Below are 22286 nucleotides of genomic sequence, written 5' to 3'. Positions count from 1 at the left end.
AAAAAAAGCAGCTACGGAATCCGTAACTGCTTTCTGTTGCAAGTGGGCCATCTAGGGCTTGAACCTAGGACCTCCAGATTATGAGTCTGTTGCTCTAACCAACTGAGCTAAAAGCCCGGCTTGACACTTAAGTGGTCAAGTTTGCGACTGCAAAGGTAAGAAGTTTTTGTCTAAATTCCAAATTTTATCGCAAAAAAAGATATTCGCAGGCTTCTTGTCCTGTCTTTTTTTGCAAAATATACATAAAAAGCGGTGGGCGGATTGGTGGTGAAGTCACTAATCATTGTCTTTTTATTACCTTTGCATTGCCTAAGCATCGGATAAGCGGTGCTTCGGCATTATTGACATAAACATTATGAAAGAAACATTAGATACAGACGCCGTCACCGTTGGCGGCCTCTCTGCCAGCCAGGTGGAGCAGAGCCGCAGAGAGCATGGCGAGAACGTGCTCACGCCGCCCAAACCGGTGAGCATGTGGAAACTGTATATGGAGAAATACCAGGACCCTATAATCCGGATTCTCCTCGTGGCAGCGGTGATATCCCTCGTGCTGGCATTCGTGGATGGTGATTTTGTAGAGACGATAGGCATATTCATTGCCATCTTCCTTGCCACAACCATTGGCTTCATCTTCGAGCGAGATGCGGCAAAGAAATTCAATGTGCTCACCGCCCTCAGCGAAGAGCAGCCCGTGAAGGTGTGCCGAGAGGGCAGGGTGGTGGAAGTGGCACGTCGCGACATTGTTGTCGGCGACATCGTATTGGTGGAAGTAGGCGATGAGATACCTGCCGACGGACTCCTCGTCAGAGCATCGAGTCTGCAGGTGGACGAGTCGTCGCTGACGGGAGAACCGATAATCACCAAGAGCGTAGCCGGTTCCGAATCGTCAACCGCAGATGATGCCACTTATCCCTGCAACATGTTGCTCCGCAGCACTATGGTGATGAACGGCAGCGCCACATACAGAGTCACTGCAGTGGGCGACGCCACGGAGATAGGCAAGGTGGCACGTAGCAGTACCGAACTGACATCGGTGAAGACACCCCTCAACGTGCAGCTCGACAAGCTGGCAAAGCTCGTCAGCAAATTCGGCATCGGCATCTCCGTTGCAGCCTTCCTGATATTCCTCGTCCATGATGTCGTTACCGACAGCGTGTGGCGAGGCGACGACTATTTCCGCATGGCAGAGATTGTGCTCCGCTATTTCATGATGGCGGTGACACTGATAGTGATGGCAGTTCCCGAAGGGCTTCCTATGGCAGTCACCCTTGCCCTCGCCCTCAATATGCGCAGGATGCTCAAGAGCAACAACCTCGTGAGAAAGCTTCATGCCTGTGAGACGATGGGAGCCGTCACCGTGATATGTACCGACAAGACCGGTACGCTCACCGAGAACCGCATGCAGGTTGCCGATATCCGGAAACTGTATGGCAGCGACGACCTCCTCGCCAAGGCATTCGCCCTGAACACCACGGCTCATCTTGATACGGAGGCAGGCACCAATGGAATCGGCAATCCCACAGAAGTGGCGCTCCTCTTGTGGCTCGACAGAGAGGGAGAGGACTACCGTAAGCTTCGCCATGCCGAGGATATCATATACCAGTTGCCATTCTCCACCGAACGCAAGTATATGGCCACTGCAGCACGCCTCGGCAACCATAAATACCTCTTCGTAAAGGGAGCGCCGGAGATAGTTCTCGCCGCTTGCCGGATTGCCGGAGAGGAAGCGGATGAGATATCCGGCAGGCTCACCTCGTGGCAGACCAAGGCAATGCGCACCCTTGCCTTTGCCTACAGAGAGCTGCCGGCTGATGCCACGCCAGCCGATGCGGAGCGTGCCGCCATGCATATAGGGCAGTTGCAGGCACAGGCCATTGTGGGCATTTCCGATCCGATTCGCAGCGATGTGCCTGGTGCTGTGGCAGAATGCCAAAGAGCCGGAATAGAAGTTAAGATTGTGACTGGCGACACAGCCGCTACTGCCCGTGAGATAGGCCGCCAGATAGGAATAATAAACGAGGAGTCGGCCGCCGACGCCGTAATAACCGGTCCCGACTTCGCCGCCCTCTCTGATGATGAGGCCTATGAATGCGTTGTCGGTCTCAAGGTGATGTGTCGTGCCCGTCCTGCCGACAAGCAGCGCCTTGTGGCTATGCTTCAGAAACACGGTCAGGTGGTCGCCGTTACTGGAGACGGAACGAACGATGCCCCTGCCCTCAACCATGCCCATGTGGGACTCTCACTCGGTTCCGGAACCAGTGTAGCCAAGGGTGCCAGCGACATGACGCTGCTCGACGATTCCTTCGGAAGCATCGTCAATGCCGTGATGTGGGGACGGTCGCTGTATAAGAACCTGCAGCGTTTCCTCTTCTTCCAGCTCACGGTCAATGTGGCAGCCTTGCTGCTTGTTCTCGGTGGAGCGGTGATAGGCACCGAACTGCCGCTTACGGTGACTCAGATTCTATGGGTCAACCTCATCATGGACACCTTCGCCGCCATGGCACTCGCCTCACTGCCGCCAACAAAGGATGTGATGGACGACAAACCGCGGCAGCAGTCCGATTTCATCATAAATCACTCTATGGTGAGAGGCATAATGGGAATAGGCGTGGCGATGTTTGCCGTGATGTTCATATATCTCATCCATTGCTTCAACACGGGCAGAGGAATGCAGACACACGAACTGTCGATGTTCTTCACCGCCTTCGTCATGCTGCAGTTCTGGAACCTCTTCAATGCCAAGGCGCTCGGCACCGACCATTCCGCCTTCCGCGGACTGTGTCATGACAAGGTGCTCACAGGTATACTCGTCGTGGTGTTCGTGGGACAGTGGGTGATAGTGACCTTCGGCGGAAAGATGTTCCGCACGGTGCCTCTCTCGCTTCTCGACTGGGTGTATGTGGTGGCAGCCACATCCCTTGTGCTGTGGGCAGGAGAGATATGGCGCCTTGTGGCGAGATTGATAACCAAAAACGGTCATTAGGCCGTTTAATGTGGTATTCCTAATGACCGATTTGGATAAAGAAATAAACAATCAGTGATGAAAAACGATATACTCAACGGAATAAAGAATATAGTCTTCGACTTCGGTTGCGTCTTAGTAGACCTCGACAGGCATAAGTGCATCGAGGCCCTCAACGCTATCGGTGCCCACAAGATTTCCTGCTATGTGGATGAATGCAAGCAGGCAGACATGTTTCTCGATCTGGAACTGGGAAAGATCAGTGTGGAGGAGTTCTGCGATGAGATTCGCCGCCGTGCTCCAGGCTGTGAAGCCAGCAATGAGGAGATACGCTATGCCTGGGGCGAACTGCTGCAGCAAATCCCGGTGAGGCGCATGAGGGCGGTGGAACGTCTGCACAAGACCCACAAAGTGTATATGCTCAGCAACAGTAACTCCGTGCATTGGGACAAGGCGGTGGAACATTTCTTCCCGCTCTCAGGCCATGGTCCGGAGTATTATTTCGACAAGACATTCATCTCGTATAATATGGGAATGGTGAAACCTGACCCGCGGATTTTCGAGACGTTGCTCCAGGAGACGGGAGCCGTGGCAGAGGAGACGCTCTTCGTTGACGACTCCCTTGCCAACTGCAAGGCGGCAGAAGCCTTCGGCATCCGCACGCTGCATGTCACACATGGCGACGAGTGGCTCGATATCCTCTCGCCAGACGATGAAAACTCTGTTGGCAGAGAGTCCGTCACCAATCATTGTCACGGTGCAGGCTCTGTTGCCACCATCGGTTTTTTCGACGGTGTACATCGTGGTCACCGCTATCTTATAGACCAGGTGAAGGAAGTAGCAGAGCGACACGGACTGCAGTCTGTTGTAGTGACCTTCGACAAGCATCCTCGTGAGGTGTTGCATAGCGACTATATGCCGCAGATGCTCAGTACGCTCGACGAGAAAGTGGCGAGAATCCGTGCCACAGGCGTTGACCGCTGCGAGGTGTTGCCTTTCAACGAAGAAACGGCGTCGCTCTCGGCTTTCGACTTCATGCGCATGGTGTTGAAAGACCGTCTCGGTGTGGAGTATCTCGTGATAGGCTACGACAACCGCTTCGGTCATAACCGTTCTGAAGGTTTCGACGACTATGTGGCATTCGGCAAGCAGATCGGCATTGAGGTGATACGCGCCAAGGCTCTCGTCCTCAACGAAGTCAACGTGAGTTCTTCCGTCATCCGCACCTTCCTCTCCGGGGGCGAGGTGGATCTTGCCGCCAAATGCCTTGGCTATCGCTATGCGTTGCAAGGCAAGGTCGTTGGAGGAGTGAAAGAGGGCAGGAGGATGGGTTTCCCCACGGCAAACATCGCCCCTTCGTCCGTCCGCACCATGATTCCCGCACCGGGAGTATATGTCATGACAGCCAATGTGGGCGACGGCAAGGAAAGGCCGGCAATGATGAACATCGGCTGCCGTCCTACTTTCGACGGTGAGACCACCACTCTGGAAGTGCACATCATCGGTTATGAGGGCGATCTCTACGGCAGCGAAATCAGCGTAAGCTTCGTGAAGCGGCTCCGTTCTGAGCGCAAGTTCGCTTCTGAGCAGGAGCTGATGCGCCAGTTGCAATCCGACCGCCAGCAGGTGCTCGACCTCTTGGGATGATGGATACCCACCCAACGGTCATTATCCCCAATCGGTCATTAGGACGTTTATAGAAATATTTAATGACTGCTTGCAGTCTTTTGTTTTTTATAAGGCGTCTTTTGCTTGTTTTTAATTCGCAATAGCTCGCTATTACTCATTAAAAGACAAACAAAATCCACTCTTCTAAAATTCCAAAATACAAGCAAGCCCTAATGGCCGATTTGGGATTATTGATTACTGGTTTGTATTAGAAAAAAGAAAAACAAATGATTTCCCGATATGAAAGAAGCAAAGAATAAAGACGTGTTCACCTATCTCCTTTGGAGTGTAATCATCCAGGTGGTAGCAGGATTCATGATACCCCCACTGTATCGTCTCATCGCCGGCCCGGCAGCCGACAAGGCCACCGAACTGGTGCTCACTTCGGCGGTATACAGTATAGTGCTCTTCGTGATGTTCTATAGATTGAAGTGGTGTCCGCTGTCGCCCGATTATGTGCGAGGCAAACATTGGGACGTGTTGTTCTGGACAGTGGTTTTCACTCTGGGCTCCATCATTCCCATGGCGTTTCTCGAAGAGGCGATGCCAGAGCTGCCGAATCTTGTGGAAGATGAGTTGACGCTGCTTGTAGGCAGCAATTTCGGCTATGTAACGATATGCCTCTTCGCTCCGCTTGTGGAGGAGATGATATTCCGCGGGGCGATATTGCGCACGCTGCTCTCCGTGATGAAGGGCAAGACATGGTTGCCGATAGTCATTTCGGCCCTTCTCTTCGCCCTGATCCATATGAACCCCGCCCAGATGCCATACGCTTTCGTTGTCGGCATCTTCCTCGGTTGGATATACAGTCGTACGGGTAGCATCGTGCCGGGAGTGCTATGCCATTGGGTTAACAATACGGTGGCATATCTCATGATCCGCCTTATGTCACATCAAATGTCAGATGTGCGGATGACGGATCTGTTCGGCGGCGACCACCGTCGGATGGGACTGGCCATCATATTCTCCTTTTTCATCCTCCTGCCGGCGCTCTATCAGTTGGTGACGCGCACGGCAAGACGGGGCTGACCTGATTGCAGAACCGTCAGAACAGCGACGGTTCTGCAGGATTTCCGAATGTCAGGTTTCTGCCGAAATGCTGGAAGGCGAGTTCTGTCACCACTCTGCCTCGTGGTGTGCGCTTTATGAATCCCTCCATGATGAGATACGGTTCATAAACCTCCTCCACTGTGCCGGCATCCTCGCCGATAGCTGTTGCGATGGTGGTGATGCCCACCGGTCCGCCTCTGAACTTGTCGATGATGGTGAGCAATATCTTGTTGTCTATCTCGTCGAGACCATATTGGTCGATGTTCAGCGCCGTCAGTGCCACGTGGGATATCTTGGTGTCTATCTTTCCCGTTCCCCTCACCTGGGCAAAGTCTCTCACCCTTCTTAGCAGTGCGTTGGCGATACGTGGCGTGCCACGCGAGCGTCGTGCTATCTCCATTGCCGCATCGTCGTCGATGGGCACCTTCAGGATGTTTGCCGAACGTTTCAGGATGCGCATCAGCGTCTTGGGGTCATAATATTCCAGATGCAGGTTTATTCCGAATCGCGCTCTCAGCGGTGCCGTGAGCAGTCCGCTGCGTGTCGTGGCCCCCACGAGCGTGAATGGGTTGAGGTCTATCTGTATCGACCTTGCCGACGGTCCTTTGTCTATCATTATGTCTATGCGATAGTCCTCCATGGCGGAATACAGGTATTCCTCCACGACAGGCGACAGACGGTGTATTTCGTCGATGAAAAGCACGTCGTTGGGCTCCAGCGATGTCAGTATGCCGGCGAGGTCGCCAGGTTTGTCGAGCACCGGACCGCTCGTTATCTTGAATCCCACTCCCAGTTCGTTGGCAATGATGTTGCTGAGCGTCGTCTTTCCCAGTCCTGGCGGTCCGTGCAGCAGCGTGTGGTCGAGCGGTTCGCCGCGGTATTTCGCCGCCTCTACGAACACCTCCAGGTTTTCCACCACCTTTTGTTGTCCGCTGAAGTCACCGAAACGTAGCGGTCTCAAGGCGTTTTCGTATTCTTTTTCCGCCGACGACAATGTCTCTTGTCTTATATCGAAATCGTTGTCCATATCCTTGTCTTTAGTTTCTCTGCCGTAATGTGCGGCATCCATATTCGTGCAAAAATATTAAAAAATAGGCTATTCCCCAAGACTTGCGCTCATTTTGTTTTTTTTGTATCCCCAATTGGTCATTAGTGTTTTCTTGTATTTTATGCTTAAAAACGTGGTCTTTTCTTGATTATTCATTGGGAAAAGTATAATCATTGGCAAGTATTCGTCAGGAAAAGTGTGTACTTTTAATGATAATTCGTCAGAAAAATGTGTCCACCCCAAAAATGGTGCCGATATTCAAACTATATGAAAATAAAAAAGGAACCACTCGTAAGTGATTCCTCTTTGCGCTTCAAGATGGGCTTGAACCAACGACCCCCTGATTAACAGTCAGGTGCTCTAACCAACTGAGCTATTGAAGCATTGCTAAAAGCGTTATTGCTTAATTGCGAGTGCAAAGGTAAGGCATTTTTATGTAACTTCCAAATATTTTCCGTCTTTTTTTTGATTTTTCTTCAAAAAAGTCATTCTATTCCCTGATTTGTCATCTTTTCCGAGGACTCTCTACCTTATATTATAAGATTGGACAGATTATTTATAAGATTAAGCAAATTATATTATAGGATTAAACAGATTGGCTCTGAATGAGGATAAAAATAATTGCTATATATGTGTATGAGCTGTAAAACTCGCCATGAAACAATATTTATGAAAGTAAATAAGGTGAAAATCGAAAGTTTTGTGTAAGTTTGCAGATTATAATGAAATCCAACGGAAAAGAATGAAGAGAATATTATTATTATCCGCCATCCTGCTGTCGGTTTTCTCCGTCACTATTAAGGCGCAGAACGACAAAGACCATAACTTCACCGTGTCGAAGAACATCGAAGTGTTCAGCGACATCTATCGCTACCTCGACATGATATATGTTGACACACTGAATGCCGACGAGGTGATAGGCAATGGCATCAATGCAATGCTCAATTCGCTCGACCCCTATACCGAATACTATCCCGAGAGCGAAGTGAACAAACTGAAGAAGATGTTCACTGGAAGATACGTAGGCATAGGAGCCATGATACGCTATAACACAGCCTTGTCGAGAGTGGTCATCGACGAACCATACGAGGGAAGTCCAGCCGCAGAAGCTGGACTCAAGAAGGGTGACATCATCCTGAGCATCGACGACACCACGATGACCGACAAGACCGTTGCCTTCGTCAGCTCCCATCTGCGCGGCGACCCAGGCACCTCCTTCATGCTCAAGATAAAGCGCCCGTCAACAGGCAAGAAGATGCAGATGCGCATCAAGCGCCGTGCCATCACGCTGCCATACCTGCCATACTACGGTGTGCGCCCCGACGGCATAGGATACATAAATCTGAACAGTTTCACTGACGGATGCGCCAAGGACGTGCGCCGTGCCTTCATCGACCTGAAGCACAAGGGGGCCAAGGGCCTCGTGCTCGACCTCAGAGGAAACGGCGGAGGATCGGTGAAAGAGGCAGTGCAGATAGTAAACATGTTTGTGCCCAAAGACCTCACCATCGTGAGGACCCGCGGCAAGATGAAACGCATGAACACAGACTACAAGACCACCGTGGAGCCTATCGACACAGTGATGCCTATCGTAGTGCTGGTGAACGGCGAGACGGCGTCGGCAAGCGAGATAACCTCAGGTGCGCTCCAAGACCTAGACCGCGCCGTGGTGCTCGGCACGAGGACATACGGCAAGGGTCTCGTTCAGGCACCCGTTGACCTGCCTTATAACGGCCAGCTCAAACTGACTACAGGAAAATACTATATCCCCAGCAACCGTTGCATACAGGCAATCAACTACAAACATGCCCACGGCGGATACACCGAACATGTCGCCGACAGCCTCACCCACGTGTTCTACACCAAGGCAGGTCGAGAGGTGCGCGACGGCGGAGGAATAAAGCCCGACGTGGAAGTGAAACCCGACTCGCTGCCGAATATAGCATACTATCTCAGCGTTTCGGGACTCGACTCCACTGAAGTGATGCTCAACTACGAGATTGACTACATCGCCAAGCATCCCACTATAGCACCGGCAGGAGAGTTCAAACTCACCGACCAGGAGTATGAGGATTTCAAGCAGCAGGTGATAAAGAGCGGATTCAAATACGACGCCGAAAGCAGCAAGGAACTCGACAAGCTGAAGAAGATAGCGAAGTTTGAAGGCTATTACGACGATGCCAAGGAGGAGTTCGATGCGCTGGAGAAGAAATTCCGCCACAACCTCGCCACCGACCTCGACCGTAACAAGCAGTTGATAAACCAGATAATATCCGCCGACATTGTGGCGGCATACTATTTCCAGGCGGGAGCGATAGAAAACAACCTCAACTACGACAAGCAGATGATGGAGGCATGCCGCATCATCAACGACCGGCAGGAATACACGAAAATCCTGACTCCAGCCACGAAGCAGGATGCCAAGGACAAAAAACAAGAGAAGAAAGACAAGAAACAGAGCACCAAGGACAACAGATAATCCGATGCCAGACGCTGCGTTGCAGCGACAGCAACATGTGTGCAATACACGTCATATATATACCCCAAACCGACTAATCGGACGGTTTGGGGTAAATCATATCCGATTTTTTGTGCCGTATGAAAAAACTTTATTATCTTTGCATAAATATAGGTGGAAGAAGTCTCGCCGTACGACGAGGCGCTGCACCCGAAAAACAGAACAATTATGCAGACTAAAAGTCATTTGTCAGTCTTGGTTCACGACCAGGCAAAGAAGTATGGCGACCGCGAAGTGCTTGTATACAAGGATTTCGGAGGCAAGACATGGAAGTCATACACATGGAACGAATTCTCATACAAAGTGAAAGTCGTGTCCAACGCATTGCTCAACTTCGGTGTCAAACCGCAGGAGAACATCGGAATATTCTCGCAGAACTCCGTGCAGTATATTTTCTGCGACTTCGGAGCGTGGGGCGTGCGTGCCGTGACAATACCTTTCTATGCCACAAGCAGCGAGCAGCAGATACAGTTCATGATAAACGATGCTCAGGTACGTTTCCTCTTCGTGGGAGAGCAGGAGCAGTATGACAAGGCACACCGCGTGTTCTCTCACTGTCCTACGATGGAGCGTATCATCATCTTCGACAACAACGTGAAGATCGACCCCAACGATTCCAACGCCGTATATTTCGACGACTTCCTGAAGCTCGGCGAGAACCTGCCGCGCCAGACCGAAGTGGAAAAACTATATAAGGAGGCGTCGCCCGACGACCTCGCCAATATTCTGTATACCAGCGGAACCACCGGCGACAGCAAGGGGGTGATGCTCAGTCATCTGCAGTATAGTGCCGCCATTGAAGCCAACGACAGGGCGGTGAAGGTGACGGAGAACGACCGCGTGCTCAACTTCCTGCCATATGCCCACATCTTTGAGAAGGGATGGACGATACTGTGTATCTCGGAGGGTGCTACGCTGATTGTGAACACCGATCCGCACGAAGTGCAGAAGTCAATGAAGGAGACACATCCCACGAGCATGTGCGCCGTGCCGCGCTTCTGGGAGAAGGTCTATACAGGAGTGAAGGAGAAGATAGACAGTGCGAACCCCATACAGCGCAAACTCTTCAAACACGCCCTTGCCGTGGGCAGAAAGCACAACATCGAATATCTGAGCCGCGGAAAGCGTCCGCCTTTGGCACTGCACATGGAGTATGAGATGTATAACAAGACATTGTTCAGTCTCGTGCGCCACGAGCTGGGACTCGAACACACCAACATCTTCCCGACGGCAGGAGCCACCGTGTCGTCACATGTTGAGGAATTCGTGCATTCCATCGGACTCACCATGGTGGTGGGCTACGGACTGACGGAGAGCCTTGCCACCGTGACCTGCGACAGAGTGGGAGAGAAACCCTATACCATAGGGTCGGTGGGCAGACCTATCCACAACATAAAGATAAAGATCAGCGATGAGGGCGAGGTGTGCCTCAAAGGCCCTACCATCACCAAGGGTTACTACAACAGACCCGATATTACCGCACAGTCGTTCGACGACGAGGGATACTTCAAGACTGGCGACTCGGGATATATGAAAGACGGTGAGCTGTTCCTGAAAGACAGGATAAAAGACCTCTTCAAGACATCCAACGGAAAATATATCGCACCACAGATGATAGAGGCGAAGCTGCTCGTCGACAAGTTCATCGACCAGATAGTGATTATCGCCGACCAGCGCAAGTTCGTGTCGGCACTCATCATTCCCGAATACGGTGCCCTCGAGAAATACGCCCAGGCCAACGGCATCAGCTTCACGTCAAGAGGAGACCTCTGCAGCAACGGCAAGATACACCAGATGATATCCGAACGCATAGAAACGCTGCAGCAGCAGCTCGCCCACTATGAGCAGATAAAGCGATTCACGCTGCTGCCCAAGCCGTTCACTATGGAGAGCGGAGAGCTGACAAACACCCTGAAGATGCGCCGAAAGGTGATCAATGAGCATTATAAGAACGAAATAGAAAAAATGTATGCCGAGTAACTCCTCGCCATACCATATACAAGAAGAATAATGATAACGCAAGATCAATTGAAAGACGTGTTGGAGCGTGCCGACGCTCTACACAAATATCTGGAAATCGACAAGAAGAAGGTGGAGTTTGAGGAAGAACAGCTCCGCACGCAGGCTCCTGACTTCTGGGACGACCCGCAGAGGGCGCAGGAACAGATGAAGAAGGTGAAGGGCATTGAGAAATGGATCACCGGATACAAGGAGGTTCGTACCTATGCCGAAGAGCTGAAGCTTGCCTTCGACTTCTACCATGACGATATGGTGACCGAGGAGGAAGTGGACGAAGACTACGCCAAGGCGATAAAGGCGATTGAAGACCTGGAGCTTATGAACATGCTGCGCCAGAAGGAAGACCCTATGGACTGTGTGCTGAAGATAAACTCGGGAGCCGGCGGTACGGAGAGCCAGGACTGGGCATCGATGCTCATGCGTATGTATATGAGATGGGCTGAGTCGCATGGCCACAAAGTTACGATAAGCAACCTGCAGGAGGGCGACGAGGCCGGAATAAAGAGCGTCACCATGGAGATAGAAGGCGGCGAATACGCCTACGGATATCTGAAGAGCGAGAACGGAGTACACCGCCTCGTCAGAGTGTCGCCGTTCAACGCGCAGGGCAAGAGAATGACGAGCTTCGCCAGTGTGTTCGTGTCGCCGCTCGTCGATGATACCATAGAGGTGTATGTAGACCCGTCGAAAGTGAGCTGGGACCTCTTCAGAAGCGGTGGAGCCGGAGGACAGAACGTGAACAAGGTGGAAACCGGAGTGCGTCTGCGCTACCAGTATGTCGACCCTGATACCGGCGAGGAGGAAGAAATCCTCATAGAGAACACCGAGAGCCGCAAGCAGCTCGAAAACCGCAACAACGCCATGCGACTGCTCAAGTCGCAGCTCTACGACCGCGCCATGAAGAAGCGTCTCGAGGCACAGGCGAAGATTGAGGCAGGAAAGAAGAAGATAGAGTGGGGAAGCCAGATAAGAAGTTATGTCTTTGATGACCGTCGTGTGAAAGACCACCGCACCAACTACCAGACCTCTGATGTGGACGGAGTGATGGACGGCAAGATCGACGGATTCATAAAGGCGTATCTCATGGAGTTCCCTGTGAACGACGAACAGCAATAATACTATTAATGTAATCGCAAATAATATCATTAATGTAATCGCATGTCGTCGGCAGGGCTTCTTCGCAGAACGGCAATATGATTATGGATCTAAATAATTTTGTACTATGAGCAAGAAAGGAAAAGACCGCCGCGAGCGCTATCAGGAGCGCCAGGCTAAAGAAGGAGTAAAGGTGTTCAACTGGATATTGGGTGCCCTCGCCATAGGAGCATTGGCATTCATCATCTATTTCGCGACACAAGGTTAATCAAGGAAAGACTGCTGATGAGTGGACTTGAGATAGAAAGAAAGTTCCTCGTGCACAAACGCGACGACGAATACAAGCGACAGGCTTATTCGTCGTCGCGCATCAAGCAGGGGTACATATGCAGCGGTCATGGCCGCACGGTGCGTGTGCGCATCCGCGACGAGAAGGGATACCTTACCATCAAGGGACCGTCGGTAGACGGAGGACTCTCGCGCTATGAGTTCGAGAAGGAGATAACCCTCGATGAGGCGGAACACCTGATGCAACTCTGTGAACCGGGAATCATCGACAAGACTCGGTTTCTCGTGAAGAGTGGCAGACATACCTTCGAAGTAGACGAGTTTTATGGTGATAACGAAGGACTCGTGATGGCAGAAGTGGAGCTTCAGAGTGAAGACGAGGCATTCGAAAAGCCTGGTTTCATCGCAAAAGAAGTGACCGGAGACGCCAGATTCTATAACTCCTATCTTCGCCAGATGCCTTTTGTGCTGTGGCGCAACCAATTGCCGGAGGAGTTTCGTTGACCAACCGACAGCAAATGCCGATTTCTTCCCGTTGACGAATCTGCGGGAGGGATTGTCTTGCTTACAATACAATAAAAAAGCCAGGGATGCCATTAGGAGATTTCTTTTATTTCACGAAGTCAGACCGCATAGCGACGATATTCATCGTCAGTCTCGTCATAATTCTGGCGGTGACATCATATTTCGTGGTCTGTTCCGGCGATGATTTCTTCGTCGGAACCCCTGCCGACAGCACCGCGGTGGCTGGCGGGAAGGCTCTTGGCGCTGGAGAGAAAGAATATTATAATGTGGAGGGAAGAAAAGCCGAACTCTTCCCCTTTGATCCCAATACGGCAGACAGCACACAATTGTTGAGGCTCGGACTGAGCGAATGGATGGTGAGAAACATATACCGCTATCGTGCTTCCGGAGGAGTATACCGGGAGCCGAAGGATTTTGCGCGCCTCTACGGACTTACCGTGAAGCAGTACAGAGCGCTCGAACCATATATCCGCATCAGTGCAGACTACAGACCGGCATCGGAGCTGTATGCCGATGACCGTTCCGCCTACGACCGCCATGGCTCGCCATCGGCAGAATACAATGACGCTCCGCCGAGAGACACACTGAAATTTCCACGTAAGCTGCGCCCCGGAGAGACCGTGCCGCTCAACACCAGCGACACTACACTGCTGAAACGGGTGCCGGGAATAGGTAGCGGATACGCCATCGCCATAGTGAGAAAGCGCGAGCGGCTGGGAGGCTTCTATTCCGCAAGGCAGTTGCTCGAGATAGATGGACTGCCCGAACAGGCTCTCCAGTATGTCAGCGTGGACGAAGGGGCGGTGACGAAGCTTAACATCAACAAACTGTCGTTCTCAAAACTCCGTCAGCATCCATACATCAATTACTACCAGGCACGCGATATCGTTGACTACCGTCGGCTGCGCGGAGATATAAAGTCACTCAGAGACCTGCGCCTGCTGAAATCGTTCACGCCGGCAGACATAGAAAGGCTCAGCCATTATGTGACCTACTGACGGATGTTTTTCCGCTAAATAACCGGCAAGGACAGATACAACAGGGAAAACAGACAATACAACATAAAATAACCAAAACATTATCAAGCATGGTGCTGAATTACATTTGGATAGCGTTTTTCGTCATAGCCTTCGTCATAGCGTTGGTGAAGTTGATCTTCATGGGCGACTTCGAAGTGTTCCCGGAGATGATGGGGTCCACGTTCGAGTCGTCGAAGGCAGCCTTTAAGATTTCCCTCGGACTGACCGGCGTCCTTTCGCTGTGGCTCGGCATAATGAAGGTGGGAGAGAAGGGCGGAATGGTGAATGCACTGGCAAGGCTGCTCTCGCCGGTGTTCTGCAAGCTCTTTCCCGACATACCTAAGGGGCATCCCGTTACAGGCTCCATATTCATGAACATAGCCGCCAACATGCTCGGACTCGACAATGCGGCGACGCCGCTCGGACTGAAGGCAATGGAACAGCTGCAGCAGCTCAACACGAAGAAGGACACGGCAACGAATCCGATGATAATGTTCCTTGTGCTCAATACCAGCGGACTGACGCTGATTCCCGTCAGCATCATGGTATACAGGGCGCAGCTCGGAGCGGCACAGCCCACCGACATATTCATCCCCATCCTCCTTGCCACATTCTTCTCTACTATGGCAGGAATAATAATCACGAGCCTTTATCAGCGCATCAACCTTCTCAACAAGGTGATGCTGCTCACCGTCGGCGGCATGTCGCTCGCCGTGGCAGGCATTATATGGGGATTCGGACAGCTCGACAAAGACCAGATGAACATAGTGAGCACCACGGTGGCGAATATCCTGCTCATGACTATTATCGTGGGGTTCATCATGGCAGGAGTGAGGAAGAAAATCAACGTTTACGACGCTTTCATCGAAGGAGCGAAGGAAGGATTCCAGACCGCAGTCAGGATAATACCATACCTCGTGGCAATACTCGTGGGCATCGGAGTGTTCCGTGCGTCGGGAGCCATGGACATGATAATCGACGGAATAAAATGGACAGTAGGAGTGTTGGGCGGAAACACCGATTTCGTGGGAGCGTTGCCTACAGCACTCATGAAGCCGCTCTCCGGCAGCGGAGCACGTGGAATGATGGTAGACGCCATGACGACATACGGTGCCGATTCCTTCGTGGGCAGGCTTAGCAGCGTGTTCCAGGGCTCCACCGACACCACTTTCTATATCCTCGCCGTATATTTCGGCAGCGTGGGCATCAGATACACCAGACATGCCGTGGCATGCGGACTTCTGGCAGACCTTGCCGGAGTAATCGCGGCGATAGCGATATGCTATATGTTCTTCTGATGCAGCATAGGGGCATAAGACCTGCATACACGTCAACAAGAAACAGAAAACAGCATAGCGGCAAGGCATCCTGACCATGCCGCTGACAAACAAACATAAGCAAATGGCAAATTTAAAATCACTCGCTAAGGATACGGCAATCTATGGATTGAGCAGTATCGTAGGAAGATTCCTCAACTATCTTCTCGTGCCGCTATACACGGCAAAGCTGTCGGCAGCGAGCGGCGGCTATGGTGTCATAACCAATGTCTATGCCTATACGGCATTGCTGATGGTGATACTGACATACGGAATGGAGACCACCTTCTTCCGCTTCGCCAACAAAGAAGAAGAGAATCCGCAGACAGTATATACCACTACGCTCATCAGTGTGGGCTTCACCTCACTGATGTTCATAGCCCTCGTGCTGCTCTTCATCAATCCCATATCCGCCTTTATGGGCTATGCCGACCACCAGTCGTATATATGGGTGATGGCGATTACCGTTGCCATCGATGCCTTCCAGTGCATACCGTTCGCATACCTCAGATATAAGAAGCGCCCGATAAAGTTCGCTGCCCTGAAACTCCTCAACATCTTCATGGCGATAGTCCTCAACATCGTGTTCTTCCTCATTCTGCCCAATATCTACGAGGCAAACGGCGGCACCGGGTTCATATCCGCCATCTACGACCCTACGGTGGGAGCAGGCTATGCGTTCTATGTTAATCTCTTCTGTTCTGCCATCCTCACGTTCTTCTTCTGGCGGGAACTCGTAGCACAGAAATATTCGTTCAGCAAAGCGCTCCTGCGCCGCATGTTCAGCTATAGCTGGCCCATCCTCGTGCTTGGCATCGCCGGCATCCTCAACCAGACAGCCGACAAGATTCTCTTCCCTTATATATATAAAGGAAGCGATGCCCATTCGCAGCTCGGCATCTATGGCGCGGCAAGCAAGATAGCCATGATCATGGCTATGATAACACAGGCGTTCCGCTATGCCTACGAACCGTTCGTCTTCGGCAAGTCTAAAGACAAGGACAACCGTGAGACCTATGCCAAGGCGATGAAATACTTCATCATCTTCACCCTCCTTGCCTTCCTCGTGGTGGTGGGCTATATGGATGTGCTGCGCCATATCATCGGCCGCGACTATTGGGACGGACTGCGTGTGGTGCCTATCGTCATGGCGGCAGAGATAATGATGGGAGTGTATTTCAATCTCTCCTTCTGGTATAAGCTCATCGACAAGACCATCTGGGGAGCGTATTTCTCAGGTGCGGGATGCGCCGTGCTGATAGCGGTCAACGTTATATTCGTGCCTCGCTACGGATATATGGCATGCGCCTGGGCTGGTTTCGCGGGATACGCCACGGCGATGGTGCTCTCGTATTTCGTGGGACAGCGCAAGTACCCCATTGCCTATCCGATGAAAGACATCTCCGTTTATGTCCTGATCACCGTAGTGCTGTATTTCTGCATGACCACGGCAAATGCCAGACTCTCCACACCGCTCGCCCTGACGGTGAATACAGTGCTTGGCGTCCTCTTCATAGCATATATCGTGAAGAAGGATTTTCCGCTCAGCGGATTGCCCGTGATTGGCAGGCATTTCCGCAAATGACAGGCATCAGCGGAGAAATTGAGAAATTATGAGGATTTAAAAGCGATATTTTCATCCACAAGCAAGTACAGTTGGAAAATATATCGTATTTTTGCCGAAACTTTAAATTAAATATACGAAAAATGAGAAAGAAATCATCAATCCTGTTAGCAGGACTGTTGGCTCTGTCTGCTGGCAGCGCCAAGGCTGACGAGGGAATGTGGACTCTCTACAACCTTCCCCAGGCAGTGTATGAGCAGATGAAGACCTACGGTTTCAACTTGCCTTACGACGCACTCTACAGTGGCGACGACGCCATCATGAAGTCTGTTGTCAACTTCTCCGGATTCTGTTCCGGTGTAGTGGTGTCGCCAGACGGACTCGTCTTCACCAACCACCACTGTGGTTTCGAGGCTATCCGCAGTCATTCTACTGTAGAACACGACTATATGCTCAACGGCTTCTATGCCAAGAGCTATGAGGAGGAGTTGCCAAACGAGAACATGTTCGTGAGCTTCATGGTGGAGCAGAAGGATATCACTGACGAGCTCACCAAGAAGGGACTCTACAACCTGCCTATCAACAAACAGTCAGAATTCCTCGATTCCATCGAGAATGTGATGTCTAAGGAGGTGAAGGCAGCAGACCCTACACTCCGTCTTGAAATCAAACCATATTTCGAAGGCAACAAGTTCTACGCCACGACATACCGCGATTTCACCGACTTGCGCCTCGTCTTCACCGTGCCTAAGTCTATGGGTAAGTTCGGTGGCGAGACCGACAACTGGATGTGGCCGCGCCAGACCTGCGACTACTCTGTCTTCCGTATCTATGCCGATCCTAAGACAAACGGTCCTGCAGCATACTCTAAGGACAATGTGCCTTATCGTCCGAAGCATTGGACTAAGGTGTCGCTCGACGGATACAAGGATGGCGACTTCGCCATGACAATCGGTTATCCGGGCACTACCAACCGTTACCTCTCATCATACGGTATCAAGGAGCGTCGCGATGCCGACAATGCCCCACGTGCACAGGTGCGTGGCGTGAAGCAGCAGATCATGATCCGCCACATGCGTGCCGACGAGGCAGTGAGAATCAAGTATGATTCCAAGTATGCACAAAGCTCCAACTACTGGAAGAACTCCATCGGAATGAACAAATGTATCGATTCCATCGGTATTATCCGTCAGAAGCAGGAGTTCGAGCAGCGCATAAAGGCTTATCAGGACAGCACCGGCTATCTGAAGGGCAAACTTGATTTCGACAAGATGAAAGACCTCTACGCCAAGCGCTTCGACGTGCAGTATGTGTTCACCAACTGGATTGAGGCTTTCAACCGCACCAGCGAGTTCAATACACGTGCTTTGCAGGTGCTCGGAGGAATGGAAGTAAAGGGTCCTAAGGACAAGCCGGCAAAGCAGTATGTGCAGTTCGAGGACAACAGCAATGCTTGGGACGAGGCTCTCGACAAGGACGTTATGGCAGCTCTGCTCAAGAACTACCGTGAACATGTAGACGCCAAGTATCTGCCGGCTTGCTATGCCAAGATTGACAAAGACTTCGGCGGCGACTACAAGAAGTTCGTTGACTATCTCTACGCCAAGTCTATCCTCATGAAGAGCGGTGAGAAGATATTCTTCAACAAGAAGAACTACAAGAACGACCCGGGTGTGCAGTATGGTCTTGACATCAAGGCTATCTATGACGAAGTGATCGAGAAGATCCGTGCCCTCGCTCCGGAAATCAAGCAGCAGGAGCGCTACCTCTGCGACGCCAAGGTGCGTATGGAGGAAGACCTGCCACACTATAGCGACGCCAACTTCACTATGCGCCTGAGCTACGGACAGGTGAAAGACCTCGTAGTCGGCGGTAAGCCAGCAGGCTACTACACCACTTCAGAGAGCATCGTTGAGAAGATGAACACTGGCGACAAGGTAGTGGATTATTATGCTGAGCCTGAGCTGAGAGACTTGATGTCGGCAAAAGACTTCGGTCGCTACACCGACAAGGAGAGCGGAAAGATGCAGCTCTGCTTCCTCACCAACAACGACATCACCGGTGGTAACTCCGGTTCACCGATGTTCGACGGCAACGGAAACCTCATCGGTCTCGCCTTCGACGGCAACTGGGATTCACTCTCAAGCGACATCCGTTTCGATCCGGTACTTGCCCGTTGCATCGGCGTTGACATGCGCTATGTAATCTATCTCATGGACAAGTGGGGTCATGCAGACCGTCTGCTCAAGGAGATGGGAATCGACAAATAAGTAATCACCCTCCCCAAACGGTCGATTTGGGTTGAAACGATAACGAAATAAACGGCGGCAGCCTCACGCTTGAGGTCTGTCGCCGTTTCGTCATTTTGTGAAATTGAAAGTATATAAGGTGTTTTCCATGGTATTACTTCTTCATTGCCTTCCTGCACCTTGTCACTGCCGAACCGAGCCATGCAACGGCTAACAGACGGACAGCCACCGACAGGTCAGCGGGGAATATGCAGGCGAAGAATGCCAGCTGCACCTCTATCAGGCGCCATGTCTGACCGATAGACAGCTTTCTTTCCAGCACGCTCGAGTAGTATTCGCCCAACAGGCGGACCGGTTCTGATGCCCATGCGCCTATCTTGCTGATAAGCTCCGTGAAATCAATGTTCTCCTTCTCATTCACGCCAGTTGTCAAAATCATTTTCTTCTCCATATCCTTAAGTTTTTTATTTTCTGTTTTTACTTTGTCCTTTCTCTCTCTCTAAGAAGCCCGTCGGGTTTATTCCCAAACGTTCTGATGACCGGTTCGGGACAGATAGCCCTGTTTTCCTCTTCCTGTTGCAAAGATATGTGGAGTTTTTGCACAATAAGTTCACACAACAGACTATTTCTGTTAAATATGATATAACATATTGCCAGTTGGTGGAATTAATTTAACCAAACAAAGTCCACTTTTCCAAAACCAAAATCCAAGTAACCCCTAATGACCGGTTGGGGTTTAAGTTACTCGATATGAGTAAAAGTTGCCCATAACGCTGATTTTTAGTAAAAAACAAGAATTTTCAAAAAAACTGTCAGATCATCTGGTTTTTTGTCGTAATATTCTGATAGACAGACAGTTGGTTGTCTGGCGATTGTCAGGCAATTGTCTGGATGGTTTGCTGATGAAAGGAATTGTCAGATGTGAGGAATTATCAGATGATAGGAATTGTCAGCTGAAAGAAATGTCAGCTGTGGGTATGTAATTCAGACTACAGGAATAGTATGCGTTGGCAGAATCCAGAAAACAGGAGTATAGGTATAACAACATTCACTTATTGGGCAGACGTCTGACAGCAAATCTGCCCAACAGGGGCAAGCAGCGTGCCCCACTTGAGAAAGCACCTTGCCTCACTTGGGCAAGCATCGTGCCCATTTGTGGTCAATTTATTGGTCAATGAGTTGGCTGGTGTCGTTATATTTCAATAGAGATAGAAGAAAAACAGGACAATACGCATAGAACTTTGTACGTAATGACACATCTATTTACTCTTTGAAACCCTGAAAAACATATTCTTCCGTTAATTTTGCCGGCAGGAAATGGATGCCCCATTGTCAATACAAGAACAATCAAATATAAATCAAGCAAGCTTCACTGCTTTATTGTTAAACTAAAAACTATATTATTATGAAAAGAAATCTATTCAGAATCTTCGTGGCATTCGCAGCTTTCTTCTTTGCTGCACAACCGGCAGACGCACAGTTTGGGAATATCCTGAAGAAGGTGACAAAAACTCTGGACACGGTATCTAAGAAGGACGCCAAGATCAAACGGACAGATCCAGCAGCCAGCAAGGATATGCCGCCACAGTTCGTCGGTACTACCACCACATCAGAGTCTGGAGCCACCGTCATCAATCCGTTCAGCAAGGATGTAGACATCCAGTTGGTTGGTGCCTATGGCAAGAGCACCTCAGAGAACTACGGCACCGTGACCCTCGTGCTGAAAGTGAAGATGATAGCCGACAAGTCGCGTATCAGTCTCGGCGGTGTTGGAGATTTTCCTAATTCAGACCTTCGCAGCGTAACAATGTTCGTTGACCAAGACGGTGAATCTTATACGCCAGACGGCGGCACTACATCTGACTCTTTTGACGTCAGTGAGGGAGTTTATGTTAAACTGAAGCTCGATGGTACCTATACAAGATTCGAGAATGTGAAGAAGACCGCCAAGGTGATGCAGGTGCTGAAGCTCGGACTGTATGTTGATGCGGCAATCAGAGGATACATCACGATGAAGAACGTGCCTATTCAGTGGGACGTAGAGCCATAATTTGTCATCTTAAGCATAACCTTCGAAATCTCCCCCTGTCGTGGGGAATCAAACCCCACATTAGGGGGTTCCGTTCCCCACGGTGTGGGGGGATTTCTGGCATATATTTAGTCACCTTTATTATTTGGCTAATCTTACAGGTTTCTTATACAAGACTAACGCAAATCGGTCATTCTGGCTAAAAGATAAAACTCGCTGTGTATCTTTTTGATATGTCGGAAATAATTTGTACCTTTATACTTTGAAAGATATAAAGATATTGTCCGAAACAAAAAGAGAAGTATACAATGCTGGAAAATCATTATTACGAAGGTCTCGTTGAGGCAGGCTGCGACGAAGCCGGCAGAGGCTGTCTTGCCGGAAGCGTTTTCGCTGCCGCCGTTATATTGCCACCCGATTATGAGAACGAACTGCTCAATGATTCGAAGAAACTCACCGACCGCAAGCGCAAGCAGCTTCGCGAGATAATAGAACACGATGCCGTGGACTGGGCTGTGGGCATCGTGGAGCCTGGAGAGATTGACGAGATAAACATTCTCAATGCGAGTATCCTCGCCATGCACCGTGCTTTAGACCAGCTCAAGGTGCGTCCCGAAGCGATGATAGTAGACGGCAACCGCTTCAAGCCCTACCGCGACCTTCCATACACCACCATCGTGAAGGGCGACGGCAAATACCTCTCCATCGCTGCGGCGAGCATCCTCGCCAAGACATACCGCGACGACTATATGGACCGTCTGGCGGAAGACTATCCGCAGTATGACTGGAAGAGCAACAAGGGCTACCCAACTAAGAAACACCGTCAGGCTATCCGTGAATGCGGTATTACACCATTCCATCGCCGTTCTTTCACTCTCCTGCCTCCCGAAGAGCTGACACTCGACTTTGAATTCTGAAATCATCCGGAAACCAGAT

The 22286-nt window shown here is 50.8% G+C and carries 16 protein-coding genes and 2 tRNA genes; 14 read left to right on the top strand and 4 right to left on the bottom strand.

Annotated elements, in window-relative coordinates:
• Nucleotides 1-43 precede the first annotated feature (43 nt).
• Nucleotides 44-117: transfer RNA gene (locus tag CCC32_RS04655), tRNA-Ile, on the bottom strand.
• Nucleotides 118-355: 238 nt separating this feature from the next.
• On the opposite strand from CCC32_RS04655, the gene CCC32_RS04650 reads away from it, so the two are divergent.
• The 3 genes from CCC32_RS04650 (at nt 356) to CCC32_RS04635 (ending at nt 5659) form a co-directional block, all read left to right on the top strand.
• Nucleotides 356-2983 carry a calcium-translocating P-type ATPase, PMCA-type gene (locus tag CCC32_RS04650; RefSeq protein ID WP_287072649.1) on the top strand — a complete coding sequence of 876 codons (2628 nt, stop codon included), beginning with the start codon at nt 356-358 and terminating at the stop codon, nt 2981-2983.
• A 57-nt stretch (nt 2984-3040) separates the two neighbouring features.
• Nucleotides 3041-4609, top strand: a complete 1569-nt coding sequence (ribF, locus tag CCC32_RS12635) for a riboflavin biosynthesis protein RibF (protein ID WP_353756212.1) — start codon at nt 3041-3043, stop codon at nt 4607-4609.
• A gap of 261 nt (nt 4610-4870) precedes the next feature.
• Complete coding sequence (locus tag CCC32_RS04635; protein WP_287072647.1) at nt 4871-5659, top strand: CPBP family intramembrane glutamic endopeptidase; 789 nt, start codon at nt 4871-4873, stop codon at nt 5657-5659.
• Nucleotides 5660-5675: 16 nt separating this feature from the next.
• On the opposite strand, the gene ruvB is transcribed toward CCC32_RS04635, so the two are convergent.
• Together ruvB and CCC32_RS04625 are read right to left on the bottom strand one after the other, a co-directional pair.
• On the bottom strand, nt 5676-6707 hold the full coding sequence (gene ruvB, locus CCC32_RS04630) for a Holliday junction branch migration DNA helicase RuvB (protein WP_042519782.1): 1032 nt from the start codon (nt 6705-6707) through the stop codon (nt 5676-5678).
• A 330-nt stretch (nt 6708-7037) separates the two neighbouring features.
• Nucleotides 7038-7111 (bottom strand) — tRNA-Asn (locus CCC32_RS04625).
• A 359-nt stretch (nt 7112-7470) separates the two neighbouring features.
• On the opposite strand from CCC32_RS04625, the gene CCC32_RS04620 reads away from it, so the two are divergent.
• The 9 genes from CCC32_RS04620 to CCC32_RS04580 all read left to right on the top strand — a co-directional run bounded on the left by CCC32_RS04620 (nt 7471) and on the right by CCC32_RS04580 (nt 19342).
• Nucleotides 7471-9207 carry a S41 family peptidase gene (locus CCC32_RS04620; RefSeq protein ID WP_042519772.1) on the top strand — a complete coding sequence of 579 codons (1737 nt, stop codon included), beginning with the start codon at nt 7471-7473 and terminating at the stop codon, nt 9205-9207.
• Between the two features lie 207 nt (nt 9208-9414).
• A complete protein-coding gene (locus CCC32_RS04615; RefSeq protein ID WP_287072644.1) occupies nt 9415-11226 on the top strand; it encodes an AMP-dependent synthetase/ligase in 1812 nt (603 codons plus the stop codon).
• Nucleotides 11227-11256: 30 nt separating this feature from the next.
• Nucleotides 11257-12381: a peptide chain release factor 2 gene (gene prfB / locus CCC32_RS04610; protein WP_278841152.1), complete on the top strand. Its 1125-nt coding sequence runs from the start codon at nt 11257-11259 to the stop codon at nt 12379-12381.
• Nucleotides 12382-12487: 106 nt separating this feature from the next.
• A complete protein-coding gene (locus CCC32_RS04605) occupies nt 12488-12628 on the top strand; it encodes a hypothetical protein (protein WP_156132550.1) in 141 nt (46 codons plus the stop codon).
• A 17-nt stretch (nt 12629-12645) separates the two neighbouring features.
• The gene (locus CCC32_RS04600; RefSeq protein ID WP_022317379.1) at nt 12646-13152 is read left to right on the top strand and encodes a CYTH domain-containing protein; all 507 of its coding nucleotides are present in this window, start codon (nt 12646-12648) and stop codon (nt 13150-13152) included.
• Between the two features lie 86 nt (nt 13153-13238).
• Nucleotides 13239-14171 carry a ComEA family DNA-binding protein gene (locus CCC32_RS04595; protein WP_022317378.1) on the top strand — a complete coding sequence of 311 codons (933 nt, stop codon included), beginning with the start codon at nt 13239-13241 and terminating at the stop codon, nt 14169-14171.
• Between the two features lie 89 nt (nt 14172-14260).
• Nucleotides 14261-15490: a spore maturation protein gene (locus tag CCC32_RS04590; RefSeq protein WP_287072640.1), complete on the top strand. Its 1230-nt coding sequence runs from the start codon at nt 14261-14263 to the stop codon at nt 15488-15490.
• Nucleotides 15491-15593: 103 nt separating this feature from the next.
• The gene (locus CCC32_RS04585) at nt 15594-17093 is read left to right on the top strand and encodes an oligosaccharide flippase family protein (RefSeq protein ID WP_287072638.1); all 1500 of its coding nucleotides are present in this window, start codon (nt 15594-15596) and stop codon (nt 17091-17093) included.
• A 122-nt stretch (nt 17094-17215) separates the two neighbouring features.
• Nucleotides 17216-19342 (top strand): S46 family peptidase, encoded by a 2127-nt coding sequence (locus CCC32_RS04580; protein ID WP_022317375.1) that lies wholly within the window; start codon nt 17216-17218, stop codon nt 19340-19342.
• A gap of 133 nt (nt 19343-19475) precedes the next feature.
• On the opposite strand, the gene CCC32_RS04575 is transcribed toward CCC32_RS04580, so the two are convergent.
• Nucleotides 19476-19772: a hypothetical protein gene (locus CCC32_RS04575; RefSeq protein WP_287072635.1), complete on the bottom strand. Its 297-nt coding sequence runs from the start codon at nt 19770-19772 to the stop codon at nt 19476-19478.
• 954 nt (nt 19773-20726) lie between these two features.
• Here CCC32_RS04575 and CCC32_RS04570 point away from each other — a divergent pair.
• Together CCC32_RS04570 and rnhB are read left to right on the top strand one after the other, a co-directional pair.
• A complete protein-coding gene (locus CCC32_RS04570; RefSeq protein WP_044080373.1) occupies nt 20727-21371 on the top strand; it encodes a hypothetical protein in 645 nt (214 codons plus the stop codon).
• A 287-nt stretch (nt 21372-21658) separates the two neighbouring features.
• Nucleotides 21659-22267, top strand: coding sequence for a ribonuclease HII (rnhB, locus tag CCC32_RS04565; protein WP_042519778.1), 609 nt, complete (start codon nt 21659-21661; stop codon nt 22265-22267).
• The last annotated feature ends 19 nt before the right edge of the window (nt 22268-22286 follow it).

It is taken from the genome of Prevotella sp. LMAG:51, assembly GCF_008680225.1.
GTDB lineage: Bacteria > Bacteroidota > Bacteroidia > Bacteroidales > Bacteroidaceae > Prevotella > Prevotella pectinovora.
Note: the sequence above shows the minus strand (reverse complement) of the source record. Positions and strands in the feature narration are given on the sequence as shown.

Excerpts from the sequence above, each read along its gene's own strand:
- CCC32_RS04650 (WP_287072649.1), top strand. The coding sequence starts at position 356 with ATGAAAGAAACATTAGATACAGACGCCGTCACCGTTGGCGGCCTCTCT.
- ribF (WP_353756212.1), top strand. The coding sequence starts at position 3,041 with ATGAAAAACGATATACTCAACGGAATAAAGAATATAGTCTTCGACTTC.
- CCC32_RS04635 (WP_287072647.1), top strand. The coding sequence starts at position 4,871 with ATGAAAGAAGCAAAGAATAAAGACGTGTTCACCTATCTCCTTTGGAGT.
- ruvB (WP_042519782.1), bottom strand. The coding sequence starts at position 6,707 with ATGGACAACGATTTCGATATAAGACAAGAGACATTGTCGTCGGCGGAA.
- CCC32_RS04620 (WP_042519772.1), top strand. The coding sequence starts at position 7,471 with ATGAAGAGAATATTATTATTATCCGCCATCCTGCTGTCGGTTTTCTCC.
- CCC32_RS04615 (WP_287072644.1), top strand. The coding sequence starts at position 9,415 with ATGCAGACTAAAAGTCATTTGTCAGTCTTGGTTCACGACCAGGCAAAG.
- prfB (WP_278841152.1), top strand. The coding sequence starts at position 11,257 with ATGATAACGCAAGATCAATTGAAAGACGTGTTGGAGCGTGCCGACGCT.
- CCC32_RS04605 (WP_156132550.1), top strand. The coding sequence starts at position 12,488 with ATGAGCAAGAAAGGAAAAGACCGCCGCGAGCGCTATCAGGAGCGCCAG.
- CCC32_RS04600 (WP_022317379.1), top strand. The coding sequence starts at position 12,646 with ATGAGTGGACTTGAGATAGAAAGAAAGTTCCTCGTGCACAAACGCGAC.
- CCC32_RS04595 (WP_022317378.1), top strand. The coding sequence starts at position 13,239 with ATGCCATTAGGAGATTTCTTTTATTTCACGAAGTCAGACCGCATAGCG.
- CCC32_RS04590 (WP_287072640.1), top strand. The coding sequence starts at position 14,261 with ATGGTGCTGAATTACATTTGGATAGCGTTTTTCGTCATAGCCTTCGTC.
- CCC32_RS04585 (WP_287072638.1), top strand. The coding sequence starts at position 15,594 with ATGGCAAATTTAAAATCACTCGCTAAGGATACGGCAATCTATGGATTG.
- CCC32_RS04580 (WP_022317375.1), top strand. The coding sequence starts at position 17,216 with ATGAGAAAGAAATCATCAATCCTGTTAGCAGGACTGTTGGCTCTGTCT.
- CCC32_RS04575 (WP_287072635.1), bottom strand. The coding sequence starts at position 19,772 with ATGGAGAAGAAAATGATTTTGACAACTGGCGTGAATGAGAAGGAGAAC.
- CCC32_RS04570 (WP_044080373.1), top strand. The coding sequence starts at position 20,727 with ATGAAAAGAAATCTATTCAGAATCTTCGTGGCATTCGCAGCTTTCTTC.
- rnhB (WP_042519778.1), top strand. The coding sequence starts at position 21,659 with ATGCTGGAAAATCATTATTACGAAGGTCTCGTTGAGGCAGGCTGCGAC.